This window comes from Lysinibacillus sp. FSL K6-4013, assembly GCF_038630435.1.
GTDB lineage: Bacteria > Bacillota > Bacilli > Bacillales_A > Planococcaceae > Lysinibacillus > Lysinibacillus boronitolerans.
The window spans coordinates 3,240,743-3,265,983 of record NZ_CP152031.1 but is presented as its reverse complement, the minus strand read 5'-3'; the positions used below and the strand labels follow the sequence as shown (position 1 = coordinate 3,265,983).

The 25,241-nt window shown below is 38.9% G+C and carries 29 protein-coding genes and 1 other annotated feature; of the genes, 25 read left to right on the top strand and 4 right to left on the bottom strand.

Translation table 11 applies throughout. The features are described 5' to 3' along the window. The first annotated feature begins 31 nt into the window (after nt 1–31). Nucleotides 32–703, top strand: a complete 672-nt coding sequence (gene radC, locus MHB39_RS16165) for a DNA repair protein RadC (RefSeq protein ID WP_176408531.1) — start codon at nt 32–34, stop codon at nt 701–703. Between the two features lie 277 nt (nt 704–980). Continuing rightward, nucleotides 981–2,330, top strand: a complete 1,350-nt coding sequence (locus MHB39_RS16160) for an IS1182 family transposase (RefSeq protein ID WP_339280244.1) — start codon at nt 981–983, stop codon at nt 2,328–2,330. 133 nt (nt 2,331–2,463) lie between these two features. Here the strand turns inward: MHB39_RS16160 and MHB39_RS16155 are convergent. Continuing rightward, nucleotides 2,464–3,821, bottom strand: a protein-coding gene (locus MHB39_RS16155) for an IS3 family transposase (RefSeq protein WP_128568261.1) whose coding sequence is annotated in 2 segments (ribosomal slippage) — nt 2,464–3,368 and nt 3,368–3,821 — 1,359 coding nt in all. Because the reading frame shifts where the segments join, the coding sequence is not laid out codon by codon here. A gap of 665 nt (nt 3,822–4,486) precedes the next feature. Here MHB39_RS16155 and MHB39_RS16150 point away from each other — a divergent pair. The 15 genes from MHB39_RS16150 (at nt 4,487) to MHB39_RS16080 (ending at nt 14,760) form a co-directional block, all read left to right on the top strand. Further along, nucleotides 4,487–5,506, top strand: coding sequence for a rod shape-determining protein (locus MHB39_RS16150; RefSeq protein ID WP_048395153.1), 1,020 nt, complete (start codon nt 4,487–4,489; stop codon nt 5,504–5,506). A 13-nt stretch (nt 5,507–5,519) separates the two neighbouring features. Beyond that, a complete protein-coding gene (mreC, locus tag MHB39_RS16145) occupies nt 5,520–6,434 on the top strand; it encodes a rod shape-determining protein MreC (protein WP_048395155.1) in 915 nt (304 codons plus the stop codon). Next, entirely contained in the window at nt 6,434–6,958 is a 525-nt protein-coding gene (gene mreD / locus MHB39_RS16140) for a rod shape-determining protein MreD (protein ID WP_004226656.1), read from the top strand. Before mreC ends, mreD begins: the two co-directional genes overlap by 1 nt. A gap of 27 nt (nt 6,959–6,985) precedes the next feature. Further along, on the top strand, nt 6,986–7,654 hold the full coding sequence (gene minC / locus MHB39_RS16135; protein WP_036075798.1) for a septum site-determining protein MinC: 669 nt from the start codon (nt 6,986–6,988) through the stop codon (nt 7,652–7,654). 1 nt (nt 7,655) lies between these two features. Continuing rightward, complete coding sequence (gene minD / locus MHB39_RS16130; RefSeq protein ID WP_004226660.1) at nt 7,656–8,453, top strand: septum site-determining protein MinD; 798 nt, start codon at nt 7,656–7,658, stop codon at nt 8,451–8,453. Nucleotides 8,454–8,546: 93 nt separating this feature from the next. Beyond that, nucleotides 8,547–9,101 (top strand): peptidoglycan DD-metalloendopeptidase family protein, encoded by a 555-nt coding sequence (locus MHB39_RS16125; protein ID WP_016991889.1) that lies wholly within the window; start codon nt 8,547–8,549, stop codon nt 9,099–9,101. After that, nucleotides 9,091–9,702, top strand: a complete 612-nt coding sequence (locus tag MHB39_RS16120; RefSeq protein ID WP_036075802.1) for a stage IV sporulation protein FB — start codon at nt 9,091–9,093, stop codon at nt 9,700–9,702. The genes MHB39_RS16125 and MHB39_RS16120 overlap by 11 nt, the downstream gene beginning before the upstream one ends. A 45-nt stretch (nt 9,703–9,747) precedes the next feature. Then, nucleotides 9,748–9,825 (top strand) — a sequence feature (ribosomal protein L21 leader region). Between the two features lie 14 nt (nt 9,826–9,839). Continuing rightward, nucleotides 9,840–10,148, top strand: coding sequence for a 50S ribosomal protein L21 (gene rplU, locus MHB39_RS16115; protein WP_004226667.1), 309 nt, complete (start codon nt 9,840–9,842; stop codon nt 10,146–10,148). A 16-nt stretch (nt 10,149–10,164) separates the two neighbouring features. Then, nucleotides 10,165–10,521 (top strand): ribosomal-processing cysteine protease Prp, encoded by a 357-nt coding sequence (locus tag MHB39_RS16110; protein ID WP_004226670.1) that lies wholly within the window; start codon nt 10,165–10,167, stop codon nt 10,519–10,521. After that, complete coding sequence (gene rpmA, locus MHB39_RS16105; RefSeq protein WP_024363181.1) at nt 10,518–10,817, top strand: 50S ribosomal protein L27; 300 nt, start codon at nt 10,518–10,520, stop codon at nt 10,815–10,817. The genes MHB39_RS16110 and rpmA overlap by 4 nt, the downstream gene beginning before the upstream one ends. Before the next feature lie 179 nt (nt 10,818–10,996). Beyond that, nucleotides 10,997–11,524, top strand: coding sequence for a Spo0B domain-containing protein (locus MHB39_RS16100; RefSeq protein WP_016991893.1), 528 nt, complete (start codon nt 10,997–10,999; stop codon nt 11,522–11,524). A gap of 5 nt (nt 11,525–11,529) precedes the next feature. Next, entirely contained in the window at nt 11,530–12,819 is a 1,290-nt protein-coding gene (gene obgE, locus MHB39_RS16095; RefSeq protein ID WP_016991894.1) for a GTPase ObgE, read from the top strand. 24 nt (nt 12,820–12,843) lie between these two features. Then, a complete protein-coding gene (locus MHB39_RS16090; RefSeq protein ID WP_004226679.1) occupies nt 12,844–13,299 on the top strand; it encodes an ACT domain-containing protein in 456 nt (151 codons plus the stop codon). A 165-nt stretch (nt 13,300–13,464) separates the two neighbouring features. After that, nucleotides 13,465–14,343 (top strand): prephenate dehydratase, encoded by an 879-nt coding sequence (gene pheA / locus MHB39_RS16085; RefSeq protein WP_004226680.1) that lies wholly within the window; start codon nt 13,465–13,467, stop codon nt 14,341–14,343. A 24-nt stretch (nt 14,344–14,367) separates the two neighbouring features. Beyond that, nucleotides 14,368–14,760, top strand: a complete 393-nt coding sequence (locus MHB39_RS16080; protein WP_004226682.1) for a thiol-disulfide oxidoreductase DCC family protein — start codon at nt 14,368–14,370, stop codon at nt 14,758–14,760. A gap of 116 nt (nt 14,761–14,876) precedes the next feature. Here MHB39_RS16080 and MHB39_RS16075 read toward each other — a convergent pair whose 3' ends face one another. Further along, nucleotides 14,877–15,410 carry a transcription repressor NadR gene (locus MHB39_RS16075; RefSeq protein WP_342544532.1) on the bottom strand — a complete coding sequence of 178 codons (534 nt, stop codon included), beginning with the start codon at nt 15,408–15,410 and terminating at the stop codon, nt 14,877–14,879. A gap of 141 nt (nt 15,411–15,551) precedes the next feature. Here MHB39_RS16075 and MHB39_RS16070 point away from each other — a divergent pair, with 141 nt between their 5' ends. From MHB39_RS16070 to yajC, 7 genes are all read left to right on the top strand, one after another. After that, nucleotides 15,552–16,598, top strand: a complete 1,047-nt coding sequence (locus MHB39_RS16070) for a LysM domain-containing protein (RefSeq protein ID WP_048395169.1) — start codon at nt 15,552–15,554, stop codon at nt 16,596–16,598. Continuing rightward, nucleotides 16,588–17,466 (top strand): phosphotransferase, encoded by an 879-nt coding sequence (locus MHB39_RS16065; RefSeq protein WP_312124334.1) that lies wholly within the window; start codon nt 16,588–16,590, stop codon nt 17,464–17,466. Before MHB39_RS16070 ends, MHB39_RS16065 begins: the two co-directional genes overlap by 11 nt. Nucleotides 17,467–17,577: 111 nt before the next feature. Beyond that, a complete protein-coding gene (ruvA, locus tag MHB39_RS16060) occupies nt 17,578–18,198 on the top strand; it encodes a Holliday junction branch migration protein RuvA (RefSeq protein WP_004226690.1) in 621 nt (206 codons plus the stop codon). Nucleotides 18,199–18,216: 18 nt separating this feature from the next. Further along, entirely contained in the window at nt 18,217–19,221 is a 1,005-nt protein-coding gene (gene ruvB / locus MHB39_RS16055) for a Holliday junction branch migration DNA helicase RuvB (protein ID WP_016991899.1), read from the top strand. A 17-nt stretch (nt 19,222–19,238) separates the two neighbouring features. Then, complete coding sequence (gene queA / locus MHB39_RS16050; protein WP_016991900.1) at nt 19,239–20,279, top strand: tRNA preQ1(34) S-adenosylmethionine ribosyltransferase-isomerase QueA; 1,041 nt, start codon at nt 19,239–19,241, stop codon at nt 20,277–20,279. 56 nt (nt 20,280–20,335) lie between these two features. Continuing rightward, a complete protein-coding gene (tgt, locus tag MHB39_RS16045) occupies nt 20,336–21,481 on the top strand; it encodes a tRNA guanosine(34) transglycosylase Tgt (protein ID WP_036075815.1) in 1,146 nt (381 codons plus the stop codon). A gap of 249 nt (nt 21,482–21,730) precedes the next feature. After that, nucleotides 21,731–21,997: a preprotein translocase subunit YajC gene (gene yajC / locus MHB39_RS16040; protein ID WP_004226696.1), complete on the top strand. Its 267-nt coding sequence runs from the start codon at nt 21,731–21,733 to the stop codon at nt 21,995–21,997. A 73-nt stretch (nt 21,998–22,070) separates the two neighbouring features. Here yajC and MHB39_RS16035 read toward each other — a convergent pair whose 3' ends face one another. Next, the gene (locus MHB39_RS16035; protein WP_342544528.1) at nt 22,071–22,916 is read right to left on the bottom strand and encodes a polysaccharide deacetylase family protein; all 846 of its coding nucleotides are present in this window, start codon (nt 22,914–22,916) and stop codon (nt 22,071–22,073) included. Nucleotides 22,917–23,053: 137 nt separating this feature from the next. On the opposite strand from MHB39_RS16035, the gene MHB39_RS16030 reads away from it, so the two are divergent. Further along, nucleotides 23,054–23,689: a DUF421 domain-containing protein gene (locus MHB39_RS16030; RefSeq protein ID WP_342544527.1), complete on the top strand. Its 636-nt coding sequence runs from the start codon at nt 23,054–23,056 to the stop codon at nt 23,687–23,689. Here the strand turns inward: MHB39_RS16030 and MHB39_RS16025 are convergent. Further along, complete coding sequence (locus tag MHB39_RS16025) at nt 23,686–25,203, bottom strand: oligosaccharide flippase family protein (RefSeq protein ID WP_004226701.1); 1,518 nt, start codon at nt 25,201–25,203, stop codon at nt 23,686–23,688. The genes MHB39_RS16030 and MHB39_RS16025 overlap by 4 nt on opposite strands. Between the last annotated feature and the right edge of the window lie 38 nt (nt 25,204–25,241).

Below are 25,241 nucleotides of genomic sequence, written 5' to 3'. Positions count from 1 at the left end.
ATTTTTGCTGGAAGACGCTTTACCAACTTTGATGATACGTGATGTCAATATAGAGGATCGCCCCCGTGAACGGCTATTACGACAAGGGGCTGAAAGTTTATCCAATCAAGAGCTACTCGCTATTTTATTGAGGACAGGTACAAAGGAAGAATCTGTGCTTGTTCTTGCAAACAGGGTATTAAATGTTTTTGAACGACTCCATCATTTGAAGCACGCAACCATCGAAGAAATGGTGGCTATTAAAGGAATAGGTGAGGTGAAAGCCATTCAATTAATAGCTGCCATTGAACTTGGTAGAAGACTGGCTCAAAAACATAATGATGAGAAATTCACAATACGTTCTCCTCAAGATGCAGCAACTTATTTAATGCCTGATATGACTTCGCTTAATCAGGAGCATTTTGTTGTGCTTTTTTTGAATATTAAAAACCAAATTATTCATAAGCAGACGATTTTTATTGGCAGTTTAAACGCCTCCATCGTTCATCCAAGGGAAATTTATCGAGAAGCTGTCAAAAGGTCTGCCGCTTCCATTATATGTGCCCACAACCATCCAAGTGGGGTACCAACACCAAGCACAGAGGACATTGAAGTAACAAAGCGAATTGTTGAAGCAGGCTATATTATAGGGATAGAGTTAATTGATCACGTTATTATCGGCGATCATCAATATATTAGTTTAAAGGAAAAAGGATATTTTTAACTCTGCATACAATATGCAGAGTTCAGACTGTAGACAAACTCAATGAAATTTTGAGTTTGCCTACAGTCTTTTTTCTTTTACAATAAAATAAAGTAAAGCCGTTGATTTCCACTACGGGCGGACGCTTTCCGCGGGCGGGGTCGAGCTGCTTCCCTCGCTTCGCTCAGTCCAGGATCTCGACTTTCCTGCTTTTCCCGCAGGAGTCGCCACCCTTCGTTCCAATCAACTTCTACATAAAGAATTATTGATAAAAAGTACACTTTCGAGGTGATCAACCATGATGACGAAAAATCAAATCAATGAACGTGAACAATTAGAAATGCTAACGATTGATCAATTAGTTCCCCAAGATCATTTAGTACGAAAACTAGAGGCGGCTATTGATTTTTCATTTATCTATCCTTTAGTAGAAAACCTCTACTCTGCTAAAGGACGCCCTAGTATTGATCCTGTTGTTCTCTTTAAAATGACGTTTATTCAGTACGTTTTTGGTATACGGTCCATGCGTCAAACCATCAAAGAAATTGAAACGAATATGGCGTATCGTTGGTTTTTAGGATTTGGCTTCCATACAGAAGTCCCGCATTTCTCTACCTTCGGTAAAAATTATGTCCGTCGCTTTCAAGACACTGATATATTTGAGCAGATATTCTATCGTATATTAAAAGAGATTATGCATCAAGGACTCCTCCATGCAGACCATTTATTTATCGATTCTACGCATGTGAAAGCGAGTGCGAATAAACGAAAGTATGATAAAAAAGTTGTGCGAAAAGAAACACGGGCTTATGAAGAGAAACTTCAATTAGAGTTAAATATGGATCGTGAGGAACACGGAAAAAAGCCCTTTCCCCCGGAGAAGTTTGAAAAGGAAGAATGGAAAGAAATAAAGGAAAGCACGACAGATCCTGAAAGTGGCTATTACGTGAAGGATGAACGTACGAAACAGTTTGCGTATTCTTTTCATGCAGCGACAGATGAAAAGGGCTTTGTCTTGGGTGCCATTGTAACTCCGGGAAATGTGCACGATAGTCATGTATTACAGCCACTTGTGGAAAAAGTCATTGAAAACGTTCAAAAACCATTAGCTGTTGCGGCAGATGCAGCCTATAAAACACCCGCAATTACAAACTTTTTATTAGAGAATCAAATGTTGCCTGTTCTTCCTTATACACGTCCTAAAACGAAAGATGGATTCTTCCGAAAGCATGAGTATATATATGATGAGCACTATAATTGTTATCTTTGTCCACAAGGACAGATATTGAAGTATACGACAACGACTAAAGAAGGGTATCGTCAATATAAATCGAATCCTTTGATTTGTGCGAAGTGTCCAAGCCTTTCCCAATGTACAGAAAGTAAGCATCATCAAAAACTCATTCAACGCCATATTTGGGAGTCGTATGTGGAAGAAGCTGAACATTTACGCCATTCCTATGACATCAAACAGATTTATGCAAAGCGCAAAGAAACGATTGAGCGTGTATTTGCGGATGCAAAAGAAAAGCATGGTATGAGATGGACAACCTTACGAGGTCTAAAAAAATTGTCCATGCAGGCGATGCTTACTTTTGCTGCCATGAATTTAAAGAAACTGGCTACTTGGACGTGGCAGGCAGCTTAAGAGAGCAACTATGCTCGAAGAGTATGCTAGATTTGGTTGTATAGGACCAAATCTAAAAAAGAAATAGGAAGAAAAATGACAAAAGCCATCGAAAGTGAACCTGATCTGACCCGAAAAAGTTAGACATATTTAGTTAAGCAACTTCTAAGACCTGAATTCGGTATTCCACCGGACTTAGGTCTTTTAATTTTGCCTTTATTCGTTTGTGATTGTAATAGTAAATATAGTCATGGAGTTCCTGTTCAAAATGTGCCATGGATTCAAATTCTTGTAGATACAGGAGTTCAGATTTTAATAAGCCAAAGAAATTTTCAATAACTGCGTTATCCAAACAATTGCCCTTACGGGACATACTCTGCGTAATCCCGTGTTGTTTTAATGTTTGTTGATACTTTTTCATTTGATAATGCCAACCTTGATCTGAATGAAGAATGACTTGATCACCTGATTCGAGGCGCTCCAATGCTTGTTCTAACATATTATGGACTAGTTTATACACTGGACGCTTCATTACCGTGTATGCAATGATTTCGCCATTACATAGATCAAGGACGGGTGATAAATAGCGTTTCTCACCAAATAGATGGAACTCTGTCACGTCTGTTACCCATTTCTCGTTCATTTTTTCCGCTGTAAAATCGCGTTGTAATATGTTTGGGGCAATTTTTCCGACGTTACCTTTATACGAACGATATTTCTTCATGCGGACTTCACACTTTATGCCAATGGCATTCATCAAGCAGTTAATCGTTTTTGGATCGTGATGAATACCAAATTTTTTTAATTCTTTGGTGATCCGACGATAACCATAACGTCCCTTATGTTCATGATAAATGGACTGAATTGCGACTTTCACATCAGCGTATTTATCATGACGATTCAAACGCTTTTCCCAGTAATAATACGTACTACGTGGAATATCAGCGACTTTGATTAATTCCACTACTTCATAGATTTCCTTCAGTTCATAAATTACTTGCGCTTTGATTTGATTGGTAATTTTTCTTGCATTTGAACTAAAGTATTCAACTTTTTTAAGTACGCATTCTCCATTTCTAATTGTTTAATTCGTGCTTCTAACGCCTCAACAGATCCTTCAGCTGGTGTTGATTTCGTTGTTCTTTTTGTCTCTTTTTTCATAGATGGATGCCCCTTTTTCTTAGAAACAAGGGCATCATAACCACCAACTTCAAACTTCAACTTCCAATTCCGAATCATGCCAGGAGATGAAATATTGAATAGTGCAGCTGTGTCTCTCGAAGATGTACCTGTCTCGTTCATATAATTAAGTACATTCATTTTATAGTCAGCTGAATAGTTTGTATAGGACTTTAAGAAAGTCTCTACGCCATTTTTTTGATAACGGCGAACCCATTCACTGACGATCTGAGCTGTCACACCGATATCTTTCGCAATTTCGATCAAAGTTTCATTTCCATTTAAATATCGTTGAACTGCTTGAATACGTTGTTCAGCACTTACTTTTGCCATAAAAAAACCCCCGTAAAAGTTAGATTGGTGTCTAACTTTTACGGGGCAGTTCAACCTCTCGATGGCTTTTGTCTACAGTCTGAACTCTGCATACAATATGCAGAGTTTTTTATGATGAATTCATTTTGTTGTATTGAAGATTTTATTGCTATAATGACCTTATTTACAATCAGTCATAAAAATTTTGTACTTTTTTGTGGTATATTGGCGAACCTTTTTTCTTACATAACGTTAATGTATTCATAGAAAAGCAATTATCTTCACAAAAATTGGTAGCCTGATACACATTGTCTTATGAGAATAAAAATTATATGCTAATCTATACGTACTATTTTTAGTTTAAGAGGGAATTAAAATAGTATCTTTTCTGTGAGATGAAGTATGTGATACTACAAATTCTTGCGTTTTTCCGTTATAATGAACGGTATGAATTTTATCTTTATTTCAGGGAGGACTCCCATCGAAATTGGTGGTGAGGTGAATGAGTGTGTAGTTTTTTCAAGGGTGTAAACCACCAACTGATGAAGATGAAAAAACTTTGACAGATGTTATGGACTTTGAAAGGAGTCAATTGTGTATTTACACAATTCAATTTCCTATACATTGTCGTCAAATATATTGGATGTCAACGAAAGTATGGCTTATATAGAAAGGGAGTACACAATTTGTTTGGACTAGGAAGCAAAGATGTCGGGATTGACCTTGGCACAGCGAATACATTAGTGTTTATTAAAGGAAAGGGAATCGTATTACGTGAACCTTCAGTTGTAGCAAAAAATACAAAAACAGGGGATATCGTTGCCGTTGGTAATGATGCGAAAAATATGATTGGTCGAACACCTGGCTCAATCGTAGCGATTCGTCCAATGAAAGATGGCGTTATTGCTGACTTCGATATTACAACAGCAATGATTGAGTATTATTTAAAAGAAGCATGTAAAAACTCTGGAGGCAACTGGAAAAAACCAAATGTTATGATTTGTGTACCTTATGGTATTACTTCAGTGGAGCAGCGTGCTGTTATTGATGCTGCACGACAAGCAGGTGCAAAAGAGGCGTTCACAATCGAAGAGCCATTTGCAGCAGCAATCGGTTCAAATCTTCCTGTATGGGATCCTACAGGGTCAATGGTTGTTGATATCGGTGGAGGTACAACAGAAGTTGCCGTTATTTCATTAGGTGGTATTGTAACGAGTGAATCTGTACGTGTTGGTGGTGATGCAATGGATCAATCCATCATTTCGTATATCCGTAAAACGTATAATTTAACAATTGGTGAACGTACAGCGGAAGCCGTAAAAATGGAAATTGGTACGGCATTGGCAGAAGGACCAGAAGCACGAATGGATATTAGAGGACGTGACCTGTTAACAGGTTTACCGAAAACAATTGAAATTTCTTCACAGGAAATTTCTGAATCATTACGTGAAGCGGTTTCCTCTATTATTGACGGTGTTCGTAAAACATTAGAACAAACACCTCCAGAATTATCTGCTGATGTAATGGAGCGCGGTATTGTATTAACTGGTGGTGGGGCACTGCTAACAAACTTAGACAAAGTAATCAGTCAAGAGACAAATATGCCAGTATTCATTGCAGAAGATCCTTTAGACTGTGTAGCGATTGGTACAGGTAAGGCATTAGATCATATCGACTTAATTCGTCAACAACAAGTTAAAGGGTAAGGAGGTTTAGGCAATGCCACACTTTTTTTTCAATAAGAAAGTAATTTTGCTGCTCATAGGCATGGTTTTTCTTGTGGCATTGATTAGCTTCTCATTACGTGATCGGACGAATGCAACTTTACCAGAGCAAATTATTAAAGATACTGTCGGTTTCGCACAATCGCTTGTTGCGAAGCCGGCGAATTATATTAATGGTGTTTTTAATAGTATTGACTCCCTCTTAAACACGTACGAAGAAAATAAACGTTTAAAAGCACGCTTAGAAGATTTTGCAGTTGTACAAGCTGAGGCTACGGATTTAAAATCAGAGAATAACAAGCTTCGAGAGCTTTTGGATAAAACTGAGAGCTTAAAGGCATTTAATCCAATTCAAGCAACAGTGATTGCTAGAAATCCTGACCAGTGGGAAGAGAAAATTATTTTAGATAAAGGGTCTTCTCATGGAGTCAAAAAAAATATGGCAGTTATGACCGCGAAAGGGTTAGTGGGGAAAATTACCCTAGTTACACCTTTCACATCTGAGGTAGAGCTTTTAAATACAAATAATCCAAACTATCGTGTTTCCGCGATGGTGCTAGGAGAAAAAGAAGCATACGGTTTAATCGAGGGCTTTGATGAAGAACGTAATGAACTCATTATGAAGCGAATCGATTCTAGCATGAAGGTGAAAGAAGGCGAGCAAGTAGTTTCTTCAGGTCTTGGTGGTATTTTCCCTAAGGGAGTGCCGATAGGAGAAATTACGGAAGTTAGTACAGATGACTTTGGTTTAACGAAAATGGCGTATGTCAAACCATCTGCTGATTTTTCAATTTTAGAGCATGTTGTGATTGCCAAGCGAACATCCACAAGTATTGATGGATCAGATGGCAATGCAACGAATGAGGATTTATCGAATCCGCAAGAGGCAAGTGAAGAGGAGGCGGAGTGATGGTTCGATTTCTCATCCCCTCTGTAGCGGTTTTACTATTCCTGTTAGAACCAGAATTTGCTATGCTTTCCCCGATTGAAATTAAAGGGGAAGTCTATTTTCTGGTACCGCGTTTTTTAATCTTATACCTTATTTTTATATCCATCTATTACAGCCGTCAACGTGCGGTAATGTATGGACTTTTTTTTGGTGTCTTGTATGATGTGTTTTACATTGATATTATTGGATTATATTCAGTACTTTATCCACTTATATGTTTTTTGGCAGGGTCTATCGTGAAAGTTATACATCAGCACTTAGTTGTAACAACTACAATTTCAGTTGTACTAGTAGCGATTTTAGAATTTATTCTCTATCAATTCTTTTTCCTAATCGATTTTACAGCAATTCCTTTAGCGGATTTCTTACGTTCACGACTACTCCCAACAATCATTGCGAATGCTTTATTTTTAATGATTCTTGGTTGGGCCTTCAAGTATCTAATTAATGCGCGTGTCTTACAGAGAGCACGTGAGGTTTCTTAACAAAGAACAACGTGAGGTGAGGCATTCATGAAAAAACAGTTAGTTAATATGAAGGGAACGAAGGACGGTTTTGTACTACGCCTAGACGACCAATGTGCGTATGGTGAACTAGTGGAAGAATTAAAGAATAAGGTTTTAGAGGGCGGTATCGATGGTAAAGTTGATGTACAATTATACTTAGGCTATCGATACTGTACTGAAGAACAATTAAATGAACTTATAAAAATTATTGAAGAAACAGAGCAGCTTATTGTATCGAAGGTGCAAAGTGAAGTACTGACTGTCCACGAAAGCAACCAGAAGATGTTTGAAAGCCAACAAGATACATATATAGGAGTGGTCAGATCAGGACAAATTCTGCGTTCATCAGGAGACATTACCATCATAGGAAATGTGAATCCAAACGGTCGTGTTGAGGCTGGAGGTAATGTATATGTCCTAGGTAGACTTAAAGGGATTGCACATGCGGGTGTGCAAGGCAATAAAGAAGCAATCATTGCAGCATCTCGATTTGAAGCTACGCATATCATGATTGCCGATCAAGTTCAGGTCATGTCAGATGAACATGTAAAAGCGATAAATCAAGTAGAAATGACTTGTGCATTTATTGGCTACGATGGACGCATTACGTACGATCAAATTCATGCCTTAAAAAATATTCGACCATTGTTAAATGTGTCTAAGGGAGGAAGCTAGTGTGGGAGAAGCGATCGTCATAACTTCTGGTAAGGGCGGTGTCGGTAAAACAACGACAACGGCTAACCTTGGGACTGCATTGGCTCTACAAGGTAAAAAAGTATGTTTAGTGGATACAGATATTGGCCTACGTAATTTAGATGTGATTTTAGGCCTTGAAAATCGTATTATTTATGACCTAGTTGATGTGGTGGAGGGACGCTGTAAAATTCATCAAGCATTGATTAAGGATAAACGCGTAGACGAAAAACTATTTTTATTACCTGCTGCTCAAACAACAGATAAAAATGCTGTTACCCCTGAGCAAATGAAGAGCTTAGTAGAGGAATTGAAAAGAGACTATGATTATGTATTAATCGATTGCCCTGCGGGAATTGAACAAGGCTATCGTAACGCTGTTGCAGGTGCAGATCATGCGATTGTAGTCACAACACCTGAAATTTCTGCTGTTCGTGATGCTGATCGAATTATCGGTTTACTGGAGCAGGAGGAGATCACAGCACCTAAGCTCATCATTAATCGTATTCGACAACATATGATGAAGAGCGGTGACACGCTGGATGTCAATGAAATTACAACTCATTTATCTATTGATTTATTAGGCATTATTATAGACAGTGAAGGCGTTATCTCATCTTCTAATAAAGGTGAACCAATTGTGATGGACCCTTCAAATAAAGCGTCATTGGGCTATCGAAATATTGCCCGTCGTATCCTTGGTGAGTCCGTGCCATTAATGGCTATTCAAGATGAGCAAAGAGGGATGTTTTCAAAACTTAAAGCCCTTTTCTCAAAATAAATTAAAACCTTTTCGTGCAATTGTACGAGAAGGTTTTTTCTTGTGCATGTTTGGACATGCAATCACATATAGTGAGGAAAAAAGGATGAGGGCTTGTTTAAAAAATGGAAATGGTTTGTCACGATACTTCTTGTGGCGGCGATCATGCTTGTAATTCGTTTAGAGGACCAGGGTGTAGTGGATACACCTGTTCGGAAGCTTGTTACAACCTCTGCTGATTTAACGTATTTAAGTGAGCTCGGGCAAAGCTGGTTCGAAAAAGAAAAAGAGACCATCATGGTTTCTAGTGATGTAGGGCAAGCAGATCTTTTAACATTTGCGAATGCCCAAGTATTTAAAGAAGGCTATCTATTGCAGTATGATGTTGGCTTACCTATCTATGCTGGTCAAAATGGATTAGTCGTTTTTACTGGCCATACAAAGTACACAGGTAAGACCATGACCATCAGCTATGAAGATGGTACAACCGTTTCCTATGGTATGTTAGATAGTTTAGCTCAACTACCATACACATCTATTCAAGCAAATGATTTAATTGGCATGAAAGAAGCGGGTCAACTTTATGTGTCCATCGAAAAGGGAGATGCCCATTATGATTTAGAGCAAATTGTACAATGGCTTGAAACGACGGAGACCAATGAGGATTAAATTACATCTTCTGTGTATCCCTCTCGTATTTGTCATGATTTTTAGTGGCCAGTTAGCCTATTACGCGATCATTCTGTTTTCCTTACTGTGGCATGAGGCAGGTCACTTAGTTGCGGCAGTAATGTGCGGAGTAAAGGTGAAATCCTGCGTAATTACACCATACGGGGGAGAAATTCAATTTGAAAATCCAGCGGTTGTGCAAGCTTCGTCACTCCTATGGATTGCATTAGGAGGACCAATCGCTACGATTATTGGGATTGGCCTCGCTTTTTTTATGCCTGATTTACTCGCTACTAAGCTTATAAATGTACAATTCGTGTTATTGGCTGTAAATCTTGTACCCATCATACCGTTAGATGGTGGAAGGATATTGTTAGCCGGGCTATTTTTAAAATATCCAAGAGCTCCTATTGTTGAGCTTTATTATTGGTTATCCTTCATCATAGCTACTATACTATTACTAGTTACTTTCAAGTTCTTGCCACAATCTATTTTTTTAGCCATCATAAATTTATTCATTTGGTTGCAAGTATTGAAAGAATGGCGTTATCGAAAATATCGAGTGGCCTTTGAAAAATATGTTATGAATAGATTGACTTGAAAAAAATCATGTGGTAATATTTTAATGTTATTGTTTGTAGCACCCGTGCTACTACAACCGCTCTGTAAAGGTTTAAGTGTCTAGTAAGATCACCTTATGAAACAGGCGAGTCTGAGTCTAAGAGGAGGTGCAGTAAAATGTACGCAATTATTGAAACTGGTGGTAAACAAGTCAAAGTAGAAGCTGGTCAAGAAATCTATGTTGAAAAATTAGGCGTAGAAGCTGACGAGGTTGTAACTTTTGATAAAGTATTATTCGTAGGTGGCGAAAACGTTAAAGTTGGCGCTCCATTCGTAGAAGGCGCTACTGTAACAGCTAAAGTTGTTAAAGAAGGCCGTGCGAAAAAAATCGTTGTTTTCAAATTGAAAGCTAAAAAGAACTACCGTCGTAAACAAGGTCACCGTCAACCTTACACAAAATTAGTTGTTGAAGCAATCAACGCTTAATTGTGAGGTATAGCGAATGATACAAGTTACGATTCATCACGATGAAAATAGACATGTGTCAGCATTCGAATTTTCAGGACATGCTGGTTATGATGAATCTGGTAAGGATTTAGTATGTGCAGGAGCATCAACTATTGCCATTGGTACAGTAAATGCTATTTATGCATTATTACAAATTCAACCAGAAATCGAACAAGCTGCTGAAGGTGGAGGCTATCTCAAGGTAGATTTACCATCAGATTTAGAGCCTGAAGTAGATGCAAAACTACAGTTAATTGTTCAAGTAATGACTGCCCAAGTGTATTCTATGGTGCAAAATTACGGACAATACATCCAAATCAACTACAACCAAGTAGGAGGTGGAACTCGATGAAATTATTATTAGCATTAGATCTTCAACTTTTCGCATCGAAAAAAGGGGTAGGTTCTACTAAAAACGGACGTGACTCTGAGTCTAAACGACTTGGTGCTAAACGTGCTGATGGCCAATTCGTAACTGGTGGTTCAATTCTTTACCGTCAACGCGGTACAAAAATTTACCCAGGTACAAACGTAGGTCGTGGTGGTGACGATACACTATTTGCTAAAGTTGACGGCGTTGTTAAATTCGAACGTTTAGGTCGCGATCGCAAACAAGTATCTGTATACCCAGCAACACAAGAAGCTTAATCTTTTATAAGATAACATAAAGCGGAGGACTGCATTTATTGCAGTCCTTTTTTTGGCTAAATTTCAACACAGCCGATTTTGGACGCAATGACACCAAGGTATAATTGATTAAAGAATTAAGGGAAAAATACAGCAAAACTTGTTATACTAGTAAGGATAACTTTATTGGAGTGAATGGGATGAACAATCAATCACTAACCATTAGTGAAGTATTACGTTTTGCAAATCATGATTATGTGAATCAACTGCAACTGATTCGCATGAATTTAGATTTAGGTAGAATCGAGGAATCGAAAAAACTTATTCAACATTATTCAGAACAATTACGAGTGTTTTCTATCCTCAATCGACTACAATTACCACAAACAATTGAATGGCTTCAAACAGCAGGATGGCGTTACCCATCATTAGCATGGAAGCTAAACGGTGAGATAAAAAAGCCTGTGACCAATGATATTGATCAGGAAGTTGTAGATTATTTAAACAAAACAGTTATGCATGTTTATGATACATTAGATCCATTTACAGAGCAGATCCTAACGCTTGATGTACGTGTTGACGATCATACATTTGCCGTGACATTCACGCTAAATGGGTTATGGAGTGCTGATGCATTCACCGAAAAAGGTTTGAAACAATTCGACATTCAAACAATTGAGCAGACAACTACACGCTGGCAATATGTCTTGAGTGCAAATAGGGAGTGAATTAAATGTTTGTCGATCACGTAAAGATTTATGTTAAAGGTGGCGACGGCGGAGATGGTATGGTTGCCTTTCGTCGAGAAAAATATGTACCTAATGGTGGTCCAGCTGGTGGAGATGGCGGACATGGCGGTAACGTCGTATTTGAAGTAGAAGAGGGCTTACGTACATTAATGGATTTCCGCTATAAACGCCATTTTAAAGCACCTCGTGGCGAGCATGGGATGAGTAAAGGCATGCATGGTAAAAATGCGGAGGATTTAATTGTTAAAGTACCACCAGGCACAGTGGTTATGAATGAAGAAACAAATGCCGTTATTGCAGACTTAGTCGAGCATGGGCAAAGAGCAGTTATTGCGAAAGCAGGCCGAGGTGGACGAGGTAATTCTCGCTTTGCTACACCTGCCAACCCGGCGCCAGAACTTTCTGAAAAAGGTGAGCCAGGACAAGAATTAAATGTTATATTAGAGTTAAAAGTATTAGCAGATGTAGGGTTAGTTGGTTTCCCAAGTGTTGGTAAATCAACACTTTTATCTGTTGTTTCCGCAGCTAAGCCAAAAATTGGTGCTTATCATTTCACAACAATTGTACCGAACTTAGGCATGATTGAAACGGATGATCATCGAAGCTTTGCGATGGCTGATTTACCTGGGCTTATTGAAGGAGCACATCAAGGAGTTGGATTAGGTCACCAATTTTTACGACATATCGAACGTACACGTGTAATCGTTCATGTCATTGATATGTCAGGGATGGAAGGTCGAGATCCATATGAAGATTATTTAACAATTAATGAAGAGCTAAAACAATATAATCTTCGTTTAACAGAGCGTCCACAAATTATAGTAGCCAATAAAATGGATATGCCAGAAGCAGAAGAGAACTTAACAGCATTCCGTCAGAAGGTAGGAGAAGATGTACAAATTTTCCCAATTTCTGCTGTTTCACGTCAAGGATTAAAAGAGCTTCTGTTTGCCATTGCGGATCTATTAGAAGTAACGCCTGAATTCCCGCTATATGATGATCTAGAGGAGCAATCAGACGCAACCGTAATGTACAAGCATGAGGCAAAAGGTGAAGATTTCGAAATCACACGTGATGATGACGGTACATTTATTATTAGTGGTTATGCAATTGAGCGTTTATTTAAAATGACAGACTTCAGCCGTGAAGATGGTATACGTCGTTTTGCTCGTCAATTGCGTGCAATGGGTGTGGATGAGGCTCTACGTGAGCGTGGAGCACAGGATGGCGATACAGTACGCCTACAAGAGTTTGAATTTGAATTTGTCGATTAAGACATGAGTTTTAGGGGGAAGCGTATGAAGAATGTTGCGAATCAGCGATATTATTTAGTTCGTGAGGATGTTTTAACGGATGCAATGCAAAAAACTTTGGAGGCGAAACACTTACTATCAAGTGGTTCAGTATCTTCCATTTGGGATGCGGTAAAGCAGGTGGATTTATCGCGAAGTGCGTTTTACAAATATCGTGATGCGGTTTTTCCTTTTCATTCAATTGTGCAGGAACGCATTTTAACAGTCTTTTTACAGCTTCAAGATAGAAAAGGAACACTTGCCAAGCTTTTAGAAACTGTGACAATTACACATTGTAATGTCTTAACGATTCATCAAACAATCCCTATTCAGGGACGTGCAAATGTTACATTGTCATTAGATGTAACAAGCATGACCTGTGATCTTGATGATCTTATCCAGCAATTAAAACGCTTAGATTTTGTAGAATCTGCGGAAGTGATTAGTTCTGGAGCATTATAATCACAGTGAGTGTTCAATCCTTTAATTTTTGACAAAATGACAAACATCGTGTTGTATAAGCCCAATGGGTAAAGATACGATAACAAAGCTCAAATAAGGAGCTGTCCCAAAAGAGATTCATCACGAGGGACTGCTCCTTATTGTGCCATAAAGGAGGTAATTGCAATGACAAAGCAACAATGGGAAAATCGAATCGCCTATCTAGGACCAGAAGCATCATTTACATACTTAGCAACAAAGGCTACTTTTCCAAATGAGTGGCTTGTACCGTGTGCCACGATTCCAGAATGTATAGAGGCTGTTGCAGAGGGAAAGGTAGATTTAGCTGTCGTGCCGCTAGAAAATGCGCTAGAGGGCTCTGTATCATTAACATTAGATTACTTATTCCATGAGGCAACACTTTATGTAACTGGAGAGTTATTGCTGAAAATTCAGCAGCATTTAATGGTCAATAAAGCGCAGAAGGATGATTGGCAGTCAATCGAAGGTGTTTTTTCTCATCCGCATGCACTAGCTCAATGTCATAAATATTTATTTTATCGTTTTAGTCATGTACCATTACATCAAACAACTTCAACTGCAGCAGCAGCGAAATATGTATCAGAGAATCCACAAGAGTGTATAGCGGCAGTCGGTAATGCAGCCGCGGCGGAAAAGTATGGTCTTGAAATAGTGGAGCAGAATATCCATGATTTTCATTTTAATCATACACGATTCTATGTACTGTCTAAGCAAAATAAACGATTGCCACAAGAGCTATCAGATGGGCAAGCAAAAACAACATTTATGATTACTTTACCAACAGATCGTTCAGGTGCATTACATCAGGTGCTTTCTGTTTTTGCATGGCGTCAGCTAAATTTAAGTAAAATTGAATCACGTCCATTAAAAACAGGATTAGGTGATTATTTCTTTATGATTGATGTATTAGCAGATGAAAAGGAACCGATGATGCGTGGGGCAATGGAAGAATTAGCTGCGCTAGGTTGCAAAGTAAAATCTCTGGGTACCTATTTTACTTATGTAACATCAGACGAAGCATAGTAATGTGAAGGAGGAGGAAAGAAGATGGGTGGGATTATTTTATTCGATGGTGTATGTAATTTTTGTGATAGCACTGTTCAATTTATCATCAAACATGATCAAGCTGGCTATTTTCAATTTGCATCGCTGCAAAGCGAGGTTGGTCAATCGCTTCTCACTCAATATCATATACCAAAGAATATTGATAGTGTAATTCTTATTGAGCAAGGGAAAGTGTCTGTTGAATCTACCGCTGCGTTAAACATTTGCCGTAAATTTGATGGATTGTGGCCTTGTTTCTATGCCTTCATCCTTGTCCCACCATTTATTCGCAATGCATTATATCGATTATTTGCAAAGCAACGCTATCGTTTGTTTGGAAAAAAAAGTGAATGCTTATTGCCTACGCCTGCTCAACGACAAAGATTTCTTTCCTGATAGGGCCTAAGGGAACGATAGTTACGGACAGAAGCCCACGCTTGATGAGACAATACTTGCATTAAAAAACAGAAAGCACCGTTTGAAATCAATTTTTCAGACGGTGCTTTTGCTATTCATTGATCTGACACTAAGTAGCCCTTTTTCTGTAAAGCTTGCTCAATTAATGTTAAAACTTCTACAGAGGGTGCTGTGATGACATGTAGATGGATGCCACCAGTGAGAGCAGATAAATAGTTGGCCTGTGTTGCATTCACACGTTCGATAAATTGTTTCGCCTCATGGCGGTTGGATACCATGATAGAGGCTGTCAGTTCACCATATATTGGATGTTCGACAATGACATTTTTGACGGTTCCGCCACAGTCAACAATCGTCATTAATTCATCTTCCGTTTGCTCTGATGTATGCAAGCAAGGGAATGTTCGTTCAACGGTTTGCTGTATTTGTTCCTGATGCATATAAAGATAACCTTGGCTTGTGGCAATAATAGGCTCATTTCTTGCCTTTAATAAAGTCATATCATTGACGATTACTTGTCTAGAAACATTGGCGAACTTTGCTAAGTCTGTCCCAGTTATAGGTGCTTTATTTTTTTTTAATTGCGCTAATAGTTGCAGTCGGCGTTCTTCGCCTAACATTTTTTTCATAAGAGATCACCCCTGCTCGTAATAAAGGAATCAGCGTTCCTTATGAATTAGTGTACCATGAAGCTTTTCGAACTTGCTGAAATTTTTGTATCCAAATGAAACATTGAACATATGATACGTAGAGAGGAAGGGAGGAAAAAATTGCGTATTCATATTGTTCAAAAGGGAGATACATTGTGGAAGATTGCGAAAGAGTACGGCATTTCGTTTGAAGATTTGAAGCGGCTCAATGTCCATCTTGCCAACCCAGATTATATTGTTCCAGGCATGGAAATTATATTGCCTGAAAAAATAAACAAAGAGCCGCATAGAGATTCACATAAAGAAATGCCGAAAAAGGAAACACAAGTGCATAAGGAGACACCAAAGGAAAGTCCTAAAAAAGAGGTACAGCGACCAATGCCACCACCACCGCCAATTGTACCGCCACCACCAGCTCCTATGCCAATGCCAGAACCACAAATGATACCGATACCAATACCGATGCCAATGCCAATGCAGATGCCACAACAGCCGATGTGGGTACCGCAGCCTGTGGAAATGAATTGGCACCAGCAATTGGTGATGCCACAAATGGAGCAAAATGTTACAACACCACCTGTACAAATACAGCCACCACCACCGCCAGCACCTACACCGCCACCACCGCCTGTAGCTAAACCAAAGCCAATGCCAATGCCACAACCAGCACCACATCCACCAATGCATATCATGCCACAAATGCCTGCCGTACCACATTGTTCAAGTTGCCATCAGCCAATCTATCATCAGATGTGGTGGCCGATGCCAATGCAGCCGCAGGTTGAGCATTATACGATGCCACAGCAGCCAATGTCCTATGACATGCCAGATCATAAAGTAGGTGGAATGGAAGACTTTTTAGAGTCCACATCACCATTCTTCCATACGCAAGATCACCAAAAGCCACAAATGGATATGATGCCCGATATGAATATGGGGCAATCCTGTGGTTGTGGCACACAACCAATGATGATGCCTGATATGAACATGGGTCAATCTTGTGGCTGTGGCACACAACCAATGATGATGCCAAATTGGCAAATGGACCCTTGTCATTGCCCGCCACCACCATGTCCGACACATTGTCCACCACCATGCCCATCAGCAGCAGGTCCTTGGATGTCACCGCATTATTTCCCAGGCGGGATGACGCCTTATCGATGGTGAAAAAGCGTATATTGTAGAAGAAGTAAAGCCAAATATTTGGAAATATAAGTATCAATCGAAAAATTATTTTGTCAAACGTGCAAAGCAAGTGGAAATTGCAGAGAAGGTAAAAACCATTCATCGCCAATTAGGACGTATGGAGCCTTCGTTAATCTTACCTTTAGTTCAGAGCGATGATGAGCAGTTAATTGTGCAAATGTGGCAAGAAGGAAGCCACGGTGCTAACTTCGCACATAAAAAAGATCGTAAGGAATCTCTAAGACTATTAATTGCTTTACACGACACACATAAAAAAATTGCTTGGCAGCGAATGCCAGGCTTGCATACCTACTCACAGCTTTTAAAATGGCAAATGCGTCATATGCGTTTTAAAAGTAGAAGAAATGAATTTCGAACATTTTTAACAAAAGAAGAAATTGATCAAATACTGCATTATAGTGATAAATCATTACAATTGATTGCATTGGAAGATGCACCTGAAAAAGAGATTACGCTATTGCATGGGGATGTAGTCCATCATAATTTTTTATGGTGCTCTGATGGACAATTACGTTTAATTGATTTTGATTTAGCACACCTTGGTGAAGCGGATGACGAGTATATTTTATGGTTACATCGTGTGTTGCCTGCTGTAGATTATGATCTTGGAAAGATTTTTGCAGAGTTACCTGAGCTGAAAAGACTAGATAAAAGAAAGCTTCATCGCTTGAAATATCCGAATGAGTTATTACGAGAATGGCTGTTTGCTATAGATTTACCACTCGAGCAGCAGCTAGTATTTTTAGATTATTTAGTGCCATTTACAAAACGAGCCCTCACCTATTGGCCAAAACTGTGGTACGATATTGATAGATTTGTCAAGAAATGACCGTCAATTGGCGGTCATTTTTGTCTGCGAACGGCGTTTCGGCGCTACTTTTTGTCGAGCATTCGTTCGCTATATGCTATAATCGAAGACGATGATTGTGAGGGATTATAGATGTATGATTATTTAAAAGGACAAATTACTCGTATTACGCCTGAATTTATTGTGCTAGAACAACAGGGGATTGGTTGGCAACTTAATACGCCCAATCCGTTTGCTTTTCGGACATCTGCCCTTGAACAACAGATATATGTTCATTTGCATGTGCGAGAGGATGCACAAGTTTTATATGGTTTCCCTAATTTAGATCAGCGTGAGTTATTCCGTAAGCTTATTTTAGTGTCGGGTATAGGACCAAAGGGCGCATTAGCTATTTTAGCGACAGGGAATCCACAGCAGGTTATTAGCGCAATTGAACGGGAGGACGAAGCATTTTTAGTGAAGTTCCCCGGAGTTGGTAAAAAAACAGCACGTCAAATGATCCTCGATTTGAAAGGCAAGCTTGGTTCATTATTAGATACATTGGAGTTACCTAGTGCAGAAGATGAGTTACCTTTGTTTGGTGTGAATGCTTATAAACATGAATTAGAAGAAGCCTTACTTGCCTTAATGGCACTTGGCTATTCTGAAAAAGAGCTCGAAAAAATTAAACCACAGCTAGAAGATAACGACAAACTAGAAACGACAGATGCCTTTATGAAACAAGCATTGCAACTACTGCTAAAACTAAAATAAGGAAAGGAGGGAAGGTACATGTCTGAACGTATGATGGCAAGTGAGGCAGGTAGCTATGATGAGCAGTTTGAGTTATCTTTACGTCCTCAAAAATTAGCACAGTATATTGGGCAACATAAAGTAAAGGAAAACTTACAAATATTCATTGAAGCAGCAAAGCTTCGCCAAGAAAGTTTAGATCATGTGTTGTTATACGGACCTCCAGGACTTGGTAAAACGACCTTAGCTGCTGTTATTGCGAATGAGATGAATGTCAACGTACGGATGACAAGTGGCCCTGCGATTGAGCGTCCAGGAGATTTGGCAGCTATTTTAAGTTCACTAGAGCCAGGGGATGTTTTATTTATTGATGAAATTCATCGACTTCCCCGTGCTATTGAAGAAGTATTATATCCAGCAATGGAAGACTTCTGTTTAGATATTGTGGTAGGGAAGGGTCCTGAAGCACGTTCTGTACGACTTGATTTACCTCCCTTTACCCTTGTAGGTGCAACGACAAGAGCGGGTGCCTTATCAGCTCCTCTAAGAGATCGCTTTGGTGTGTTGCTGCGCCTAGAATATTACGATGACCAATCACTTGCTGAAATTGTTGTCAGAAGTGCTCATTTATTTGAGGTGCAAATTGAGCAAGTAGCAGCAATGGAAATGGCGAGACGCTCACGTGGAACCCCCCGTATTGCCAATCGTTTATTGAAACGAGTGCGAGATTATGCACAGGTGCTTGGAGATGGTATGATAACGGAGGGCCTTGCACAGCAAGCATTAGAGCTGCTACAAGTAGATCCTAGAGGGCTTGATCATATTGATCATAAACTTGTAACTAATATGATTGAGCGATTCCGAGGAGGTCCAGTAGGCTTAGATACGCTTGCTGCATCGATTGGTGAGGAACGGGTTACGATAGAAGATGTATACGAGCCTTATTTGATGCAAATTGGCCTTATCCAACGTACACCGAGAGGAAGAGTAGCCACACATTTAGCCTACGAACATTTTGGATATGAGTATCCCCAACAAACATAAAGAAGGAAGTTTTTTTCATGCGTGTAGAAGATTTTGATTTTGAATTACCAGAGGAGCTTATTGCCCAAACACCATTAGTCGATCGTACAGCGAGTCGATTAATGGTCGTAACACCAGGCTCAAATAAAGTGGAGCACCACCATTTTGCCCATGTACTAGAGGAGCTACATGCTGGAGACTGTCTTGTACTAAATGATACAAGAGTCTTACCTGCTCGTTTAATGGGTGTAAAAGAAGAAACTGGTGCACATATAGAAGTATTGCTATTGAAGCAATTGGCTGGTACAGATGAGTGGGAAACACTCGTAAAACCAGCAAAGCGTGTAAAGGTAGGAACAGTCATCACATTTGGAGATGGTTTATTAACAGCTACTTGTACAGGTGAGCTTGAACATGGCGGACGTACATTTGAATTTCAGTATGATGGTATCTTTTATGAAATATTAGAGCAACTTGGTGAAATGCCATTACCTCCATATATTCGGGAAAAACTAGAGGATAAAGATCGTTATCAAACCGTTTATGCCAAAGAGCGTGGTTCGGCTGCAGCGCCTACAGCAGGACTGCATTTTACAGAGGAGCTATTAGCACAAGTGAAGGCTAAAGGCGTAGAGGTTGTTTTTATTACGCTACATGTAGGTCTCGGCACTTTCCGTCCCGTTAGTGTTGACTCGATTGAGAATCATGAAATGCATGCGGAATTCTATAGTGTTACAGAACAAGCAGCAGATACGATTAATCGAGTAAAACGTAATGGTGGCAAGGTAATAGCTGTTGGGACAACCTCTACTCGCACATTAGAGACAATTGGTTCTAAATATGGGGGAGAAGTGCGAGCAGAACAAGGTTGGACGTCTATTTTCATTTATCCAGGCTACAATTTTACGGTGGTAGATGGGTTAATCACAAACTTCCATTTACCAAAATCAACATTGGTCATGCTTGTTAGTACGCTAGCCACTCGAGAGACCATTTTAAGTGCTTATCAGCAAGCCGTAGAGGAAAGATATCGCTTCTTTAGTTTTGGTGATGCTATGTTTATACGTCCGAAAAAATAATAGGGATAAAATCGGAGTACTGTTTTTACTTCAGATAAGAGAGGATTATTTATTTTATGACACAACCAGCAATTCGATATGAACTACTTCATACATGTAAACAAACAGGAGCACGCCTTGGCATCGTGCATACACCGCACGGCTCCTTTGAAACACCCGCATTTATGCCTGTTGGCACACAAGCAACGGTTAAGACCATGTCGCCAGAAGAATTAAAAGAGATGAATGCAGGTATTATTTTGTCCAATACGTACCATTTATGGCTACGTCCTGGTAATGATATTGTCAAAGAAGCAGGCGGACTTCATAAATTTATGAACTGGGATCGTCCAATTTTAACGGATTCAGGTGGTTTCCAAGTATTTTCACTTAGTCAATTCCGAAAAATTGAGGAGGAAGGTGTTCATTTCCGTAATCACCTCAATGGAGATAAATTATTTTTGAGCCCAGAAAAGGCAATGGAAATTCAAAATGATTTAGGCTCTGATATTATGATGGCCTTTGATGAATGTCCACCATATCCTGCGACACATGACTATATGCTGCAATCAGTTGATCGTACAACTCGTTGGGCAAAACGCTGTAAGGAAGCACATCAGCGTCCAGAAGAGCAAGGTTTATTTGGGATTATTCAAGGCGGAGAGTACGAGGATTTACGCCGTCGCTCAGCAGAAGCGTTAGTAGAACTAGATTTCCCAGGCTATGCCATTGGTGGATTATCTGTTGGAGAACCGAAAGATGTGATGAACCGCGTTTTAGAATTTACTACGCCAATGATGCCTGAAAATAAACCACGTTATTTAATGGGTGTAGGCTCACCAGATTCTTTAATTGACGGGGCAATTCGTGGTATTGATATGTTTGACTGTGTATTGCCAACACGTATTGCACGTAATGGAACACTGATGACATCAGAAGGACGTCTTGTGGTGAAAAATGCAAAATATGCACGTGACTTTGGTCCAATTGATCCGAACTGTGATTGCTATACATGTAAAAATTATTCCCGTGCCTATGTTCGTCACCTTATTCGCACGGAAGAAACGTTCGGTATTCGTTTAACATCTTATCATAATCTACACTTCCTATTAAAATTGATGGAGCAAGTACGTGAGGCAATTCGTCAAGATCGTCTTGGTGATTTCCGTGAAGAGTTCTTTGAAAAGTACGGCTTTAATGGGCCAGATGCAAAAAACTTTTAATCTAGACGGATTATTACATGCGCATAATTAAAAAAGGACATTAGGCATCCCCTAATGTCCCATCATCAATAGCAATTGTTTTGCAAATCATTCAAAACTTTGTAAAAAGTGAATATTTCTAGCAAAATATTGTCAATCATAGAAAAAATATTAGTAATTGAGAAAATTTTTGGGCTTGTCCATCGCTTTTTAATGGTGGAATAGTCTATACTAAAAAAGTGAGATTTGGAAAGGGGGCAAGATGCTATTATGGATCAATTATTAGGATTAGCACCAATATTATTAATGTTCGTTGCAATGTGGTTTATCTTAATCCGTCCAGCTAAAAAAAGACAGCAGGAAACACAAAATATGCAAAGTAGTTTGCAACGTGGAGATAAAGTCATTACAATTGGTGGTTTACACGGCGTTATTGATGCAATTGAAGACACAGCAGTGACATTAAAAATTGCTGACAATGTACGAGTGAAATTTGACCGTCAAGCAATTGGACGAATTGTCAATGACAATCAGTAATACAGAAGAAAAGGCTTACAATAGGCAATAGCTATATTGTAGGCCTTTTTTATACAATATTGGATGGCTGTGCTTACGTGTTTTTAGCAGTTTTTAATTTTTGAATAAATGTCTCACCAGTATCATTGCCGTTAATAGTGATTCTACTTAACGTAAATATGGAATCGCCCTTTTTCACATGCTTATTTTGTATGACAAAGGCCATCTTAAAACCAGCTTCCTTGGCTAATTTGATGGTGGAGGGTGAATAAATCCCATAAGGATAGCTTATTGCTATTGGCTCATACCCTAACTTTTCTTTGATTCGTTTTCTTGAATGAATAAAATCATTTCTTACCCTTTCTTCATACTCAGCCTGACTCTCTAGTTGCCCATTCACAAAACTAGGGCCAAATACAGCGCCAATAGGTTTACCGCTTTTTGAAGGTAATTTATAATGTAAATTCCAAGTATGACTCTGGATTGTAATACAATCCTTCATTTCCTTCAATTGATCCCAACTCATCTTTACTGTTTCATTTGGATAATAATTGTTACCATTCTTCTCTAGGATTCGGCTTGCAATAACAAAGATTTCTGCATGCATATTATATTTTTTCAATATAGGGTAAGCTTTTTCATAATTACTAAAATACCCATCGTCAAAGGTAATTAAAACAGGCTTTGGAGGTAACGGCGCTTGGTCGTTTAAGTAATCATATAATTGCTGAACAGAAATGGCCTGGTAACCTTCCATTTTAAGTAATTTCATTTGGCTTTCGAAGTTCTCGGGTGAAATAACTGTATTATTGTTTATATTGTCCTCTAAATGATGGTACATAAGAATAGGTATTTCCTGTTCTTGATACCCGTAAATAGGATAAGGCCTAATAAGAAAAAGGATATAAACAAAAACGAAAACAATTATTTTCCTTGTCATGTTCTCACCTTGTTTGCATTTTATAGTGGTAAGCATCTAGCTCCTTGTTAGTGTGTACGAACTATTTGGGACTATTCCTTGTAAATTGTATAAAAAACAATAAGTAAGGTCACCTTGATAGTATGGGGGTGTTTTTTATGGAAGAATATTACCATATTATTTTTAGAACTTGCTTTTTGTATGTGTTTATCATCATCGTTTTCCGTTTAATGGGTAAACGAGAAGTGGGTGAATTATCTGTCATCGATTTAGTCGTTTTTGTATTAATTGCAGAAGTGGCAGCCTTTGCCCTAGACGATTATAAAAATCCTCTCTTTAATGCCATACTACCTATCATTATTTTGCTCTTTATTCAAATTTTAAGTGCCTTTTTGTCATTAAAGTTCAAAAAAATACGTGACCTAGTGGATGGTGACCCTGCTTTATTAGTAAAAGACGGTGTTATTTTAGAGAGTGAGATGAGAAAACACCGCTATAATTTAGATGATTTATGTCAGCAATTACGAGAAAACGGAATTGCATCTGTGACAGATGTAGCCTTTGCGTATTTAGAGCCTTCAGGCAATCTTTCTGTCTATAAAAAAGATGAAAAAGCCTTTGTGTATCCATTGATTATCGACGGTGATATCCAAGAAAGACATTTATTTACCATGCATAAAGATGTGGAATGGCTAATGGGTGAGCTAGCAAAAAATAATATTACTGACAGTGAAACGGTATTTTTTTGTATTTGGGAAGACAGTAAATTGCATATCCAATTAAAGGAATATTAAACTTTCTTCGCCAATTTTTTGATGTAACGGAAATCTGTAATGCGCAACTGATTGGTAAATAATAAAAAGGTAAATAGCAAAAATAATGTCACACCACTACTTAAAATAAATGGTAGTGATAGTATTGGAATAAGGAAATACTGGGCGACGCAAACAGCAATAAAACAACTATAAGGCACGACAAACATTCTGAAGCCAGCACGCAGGTTTTTACGTTGTCTAACTGTTGCAATATGCAAGAATGACGTTAGTAATACCCCAAAGCCAATAGCTACAACGGCTCCTTTTTCTTGGATACCTGGTTGAGAGGCAAGTACAAACATCACGAAAAGTTTACCTAGCCCACCATAGATGGAGTTCATCATGGCAGCTCTTGCCTCACCAATTGCCTGTAAGATGGAGTGTAGAGGACTTTGAATATAATAAAAATAAAAAATAGGTGCTAAAATTTTAACGTACCCACGATTTTCTTCTAAATGGAAAAGCTTCATCGCTAATTCATCTCCATGCACAAAGAAATACGTAGCAGCAAAGCAACCCACTAGCGAAGACAATCTTAGGGACACCGAAATTCGTTCCTGTAATAGCGGGATGTGCTGACGAGCGACGGCATCACTAACAGCTGGAATGAGCACAATCGATAAGGCTGTTGATACAAACGCAGGAAATAACAGTAATGGCACCAAAACACCGGAGATGACACCATATAAAATAGTGGCAGCAGAAGCGGTTAAACCGGCCACAGTTAAAGCCTTTAAAAAGATAATCGGCTCTAAAAACCAAGTGAAAGAACCAAAAAGCTTACTGCCTGCAGAGGGAAGGGCAATACGCAACATTGGTGATGCAGGATACCCTTCAATTTTAGTTTTTCGTGTCAATAATTTCTTTTTGGAAACGATATAGTGTAGCCATAAATACAAGAATGCTACAACTTCGGCTAGCAGTGTAATGCCCATTGCCGCCGCAGCCGTGACAGCAGCATTATTGTAATTAGCCACATAGGGTAGCATTAAAGTAATGAAGCTAATACGTACAATTTGTTCGATCATTTGTGCCCATGCTGTCGGTGTAATCTTTGCAACACCTTGTAAATAGGCACGTAATAAGCCAGATCCAACTGATACTGGTACAGCAAAGAGTGCAATCCATAGTGTAAATGTTGTCTGTTCATTATGTAATAGAGTTGTTGAAATATATGGTATTGTTAGTGCAACGAGTGGCATAAAAATGATCATGCCAATGAATGACCAAAGAATGGCTGTACGCATGACACCAAAGATGTTCTCACGTTTATTTTTTGCTAGTAATTCAGCCACTATTTTAGCCACAGCGATAGGTAGTCCTAGTTGAATGAGTGAGATGAAGAAAATAAACGCTGGATAGACGGTCATATAAATACCGACAGCCTCTTCACCAGCAATCCGCATAAATTGCATTCTATAAAAGAAGCCAAAAAGTTTAGATAAAAAAATCACAAACATTAAAAATAATGTACCTCGTACAAAAGAACTCATGCCATCCGTCCCTTCTCAAGCCGCAAAAATTCATTTAC

What these genes read in the sequence shown, in the direction of transcription:
- radC (WP_176408531.1), top strand. Translation starts at nt 32, where the DNA reads ATGATACGTGATGTCAATATAGAGGATCGCCCCCGTGAACGGCTATTA.
- MHB39_RS16160 (WP_339280244.1), top strand. Translation starts at nt 981, where the DNA reads ATGATGACGAAAAATCAAATCAATGAACGTGAACAATTAGAAATGCTA.
- mreC (WP_048395155.1), top strand. Translation starts at nt 5,520, where the DNA reads ATGCCACACTTTTTTTTCAATAAGAAAGTAATTTTGCTGCTCATAGGC.
- mreD (WP_004226656.1), top strand. Translation starts at nt 6,434, where the DNA reads ATGGTTCGATTTCTCATCCCCTCTGTAGCGGTTTTACTATTCCTGTTA.
- minC (WP_036075798.1), top strand. Translation starts at nt 6,986, where the DNA reads ATGAAAAAACAGTTAGTTAATATGAAGGGAACGAAGGACGGTTTTGTA.
- MHB39_RS16120 (WP_036075802.1), top strand. Translation starts at nt 9,091, where the DNA reads ATGAGGATTAAATTACATCTTCTGTGTATCCCTCTCGTATTTGTCATG.
- rplU (WP_004226667.1), top strand. Translation starts at nt 9,840, where the DNA reads ATGTACGCAATTATTGAAACTGGTGGTAAACAAGTCAAAGTAGAAGCT.
- MHB39_RS16110 (WP_004226670.1), top strand. Translation starts at nt 10,165, where the DNA reads ATGATACAAGTTACGATTCATCACGATGAAAATAGACATGTGTCAGCA.
- rpmA (WP_024363181.1), top strand. Translation starts at nt 10,518, where the DNA reads ATGAAATTATTATTAGCATTAGATCTTCAACTTTTCGCATCGAAAAAA.
- MHB39_RS16100 (WP_016991893.1), top strand. Translation starts at nt 10,997, where the DNA reads ATGAACAATCAATCACTAACCATTAGTGAAGTATTACGTTTTGCAAAT.
- obgE (WP_016991894.1), top strand. Translation starts at nt 11,530, where the DNA reads ATGTTTGTCGATCACGTAAAGATTTATGTTAAAGGTGGCGACGGCGGA.
- MHB39_RS16090 (WP_004226679.1), top strand. Translation starts at nt 12,844, where the DNA reads ATGAAGAATGTTGCGAATCAGCGATATTATTTAGTTCGTGAGGATGTT.
- pheA (WP_004226680.1), top strand. Translation starts at nt 13,465, where the DNA reads ATGACAAAGCAACAATGGGAAAATCGAATCGCCTATCTAGGACCAGAA.
- MHB39_RS16080 (WP_004226682.1), top strand. Translation starts at nt 14,368, where the DNA reads ATGGGTGGGATTATTTTATTCGATGGTGTATGTAATTTTTGTGATAGC.
- MHB39_RS16075 (WP_342544532.1), bottom strand. Translation starts at nt 15,410, where the DNA reads ATGAAAAAAATGTTAGGCGAAGAACGCCGACTGCAACTATTAGCGCAA.
- ruvA (WP_004226690.1), top strand. Translation starts at nt 17,578, where the DNA reads ATGTATGATTATTTAAAAGGACAAATTACTCGTATTACGCCTGAATTT.
- ruvB (WP_016991899.1), top strand. Translation starts at nt 18,217, where the DNA reads ATGTCTGAACGTATGATGGCAAGTGAGGCAGGTAGCTATGATGAGCAG.
- queA (WP_016991900.1), top strand. Translation starts at nt 19,239, where the DNA reads ATGCGTGTAGAAGATTTTGATTTTGAATTACCAGAGGAGCTTATTGCC.
- tgt (WP_036075815.1), top strand. Translation starts at nt 20,336, where the DNA reads ATGACACAACCAGCAATTCGATATGAACTACTTCATACATGTAAACAA.
- yajC (WP_004226696.1), top strand. Translation starts at nt 21,731, where the DNA reads ATGGATCAATTATTAGGATTAGCACCAATATTATTAATGTTCGTTGCA.
- MHB39_RS16035 (WP_342544528.1), bottom strand. Translation starts at nt 22,916, where the DNA reads ATGACAAGGAAAATAATTGTTTTCGTTTTTGTTTATATCCTTTTTCTT.
- MHB39_RS16030 (WP_342544527.1), top strand. Translation starts at nt 23,054, where the DNA reads ATGGAAGAATATTACCATATTATTTTTAGAACTTGCTTTTTGTATGTG.
- MHB39_RS16025 (WP_004226701.1), bottom strand. Translation starts at nt 25,203, where the DNA reads ATGAGTTCTTTTGTACGAGGTACATTATTTTTAATGTTTGTGATTTTT.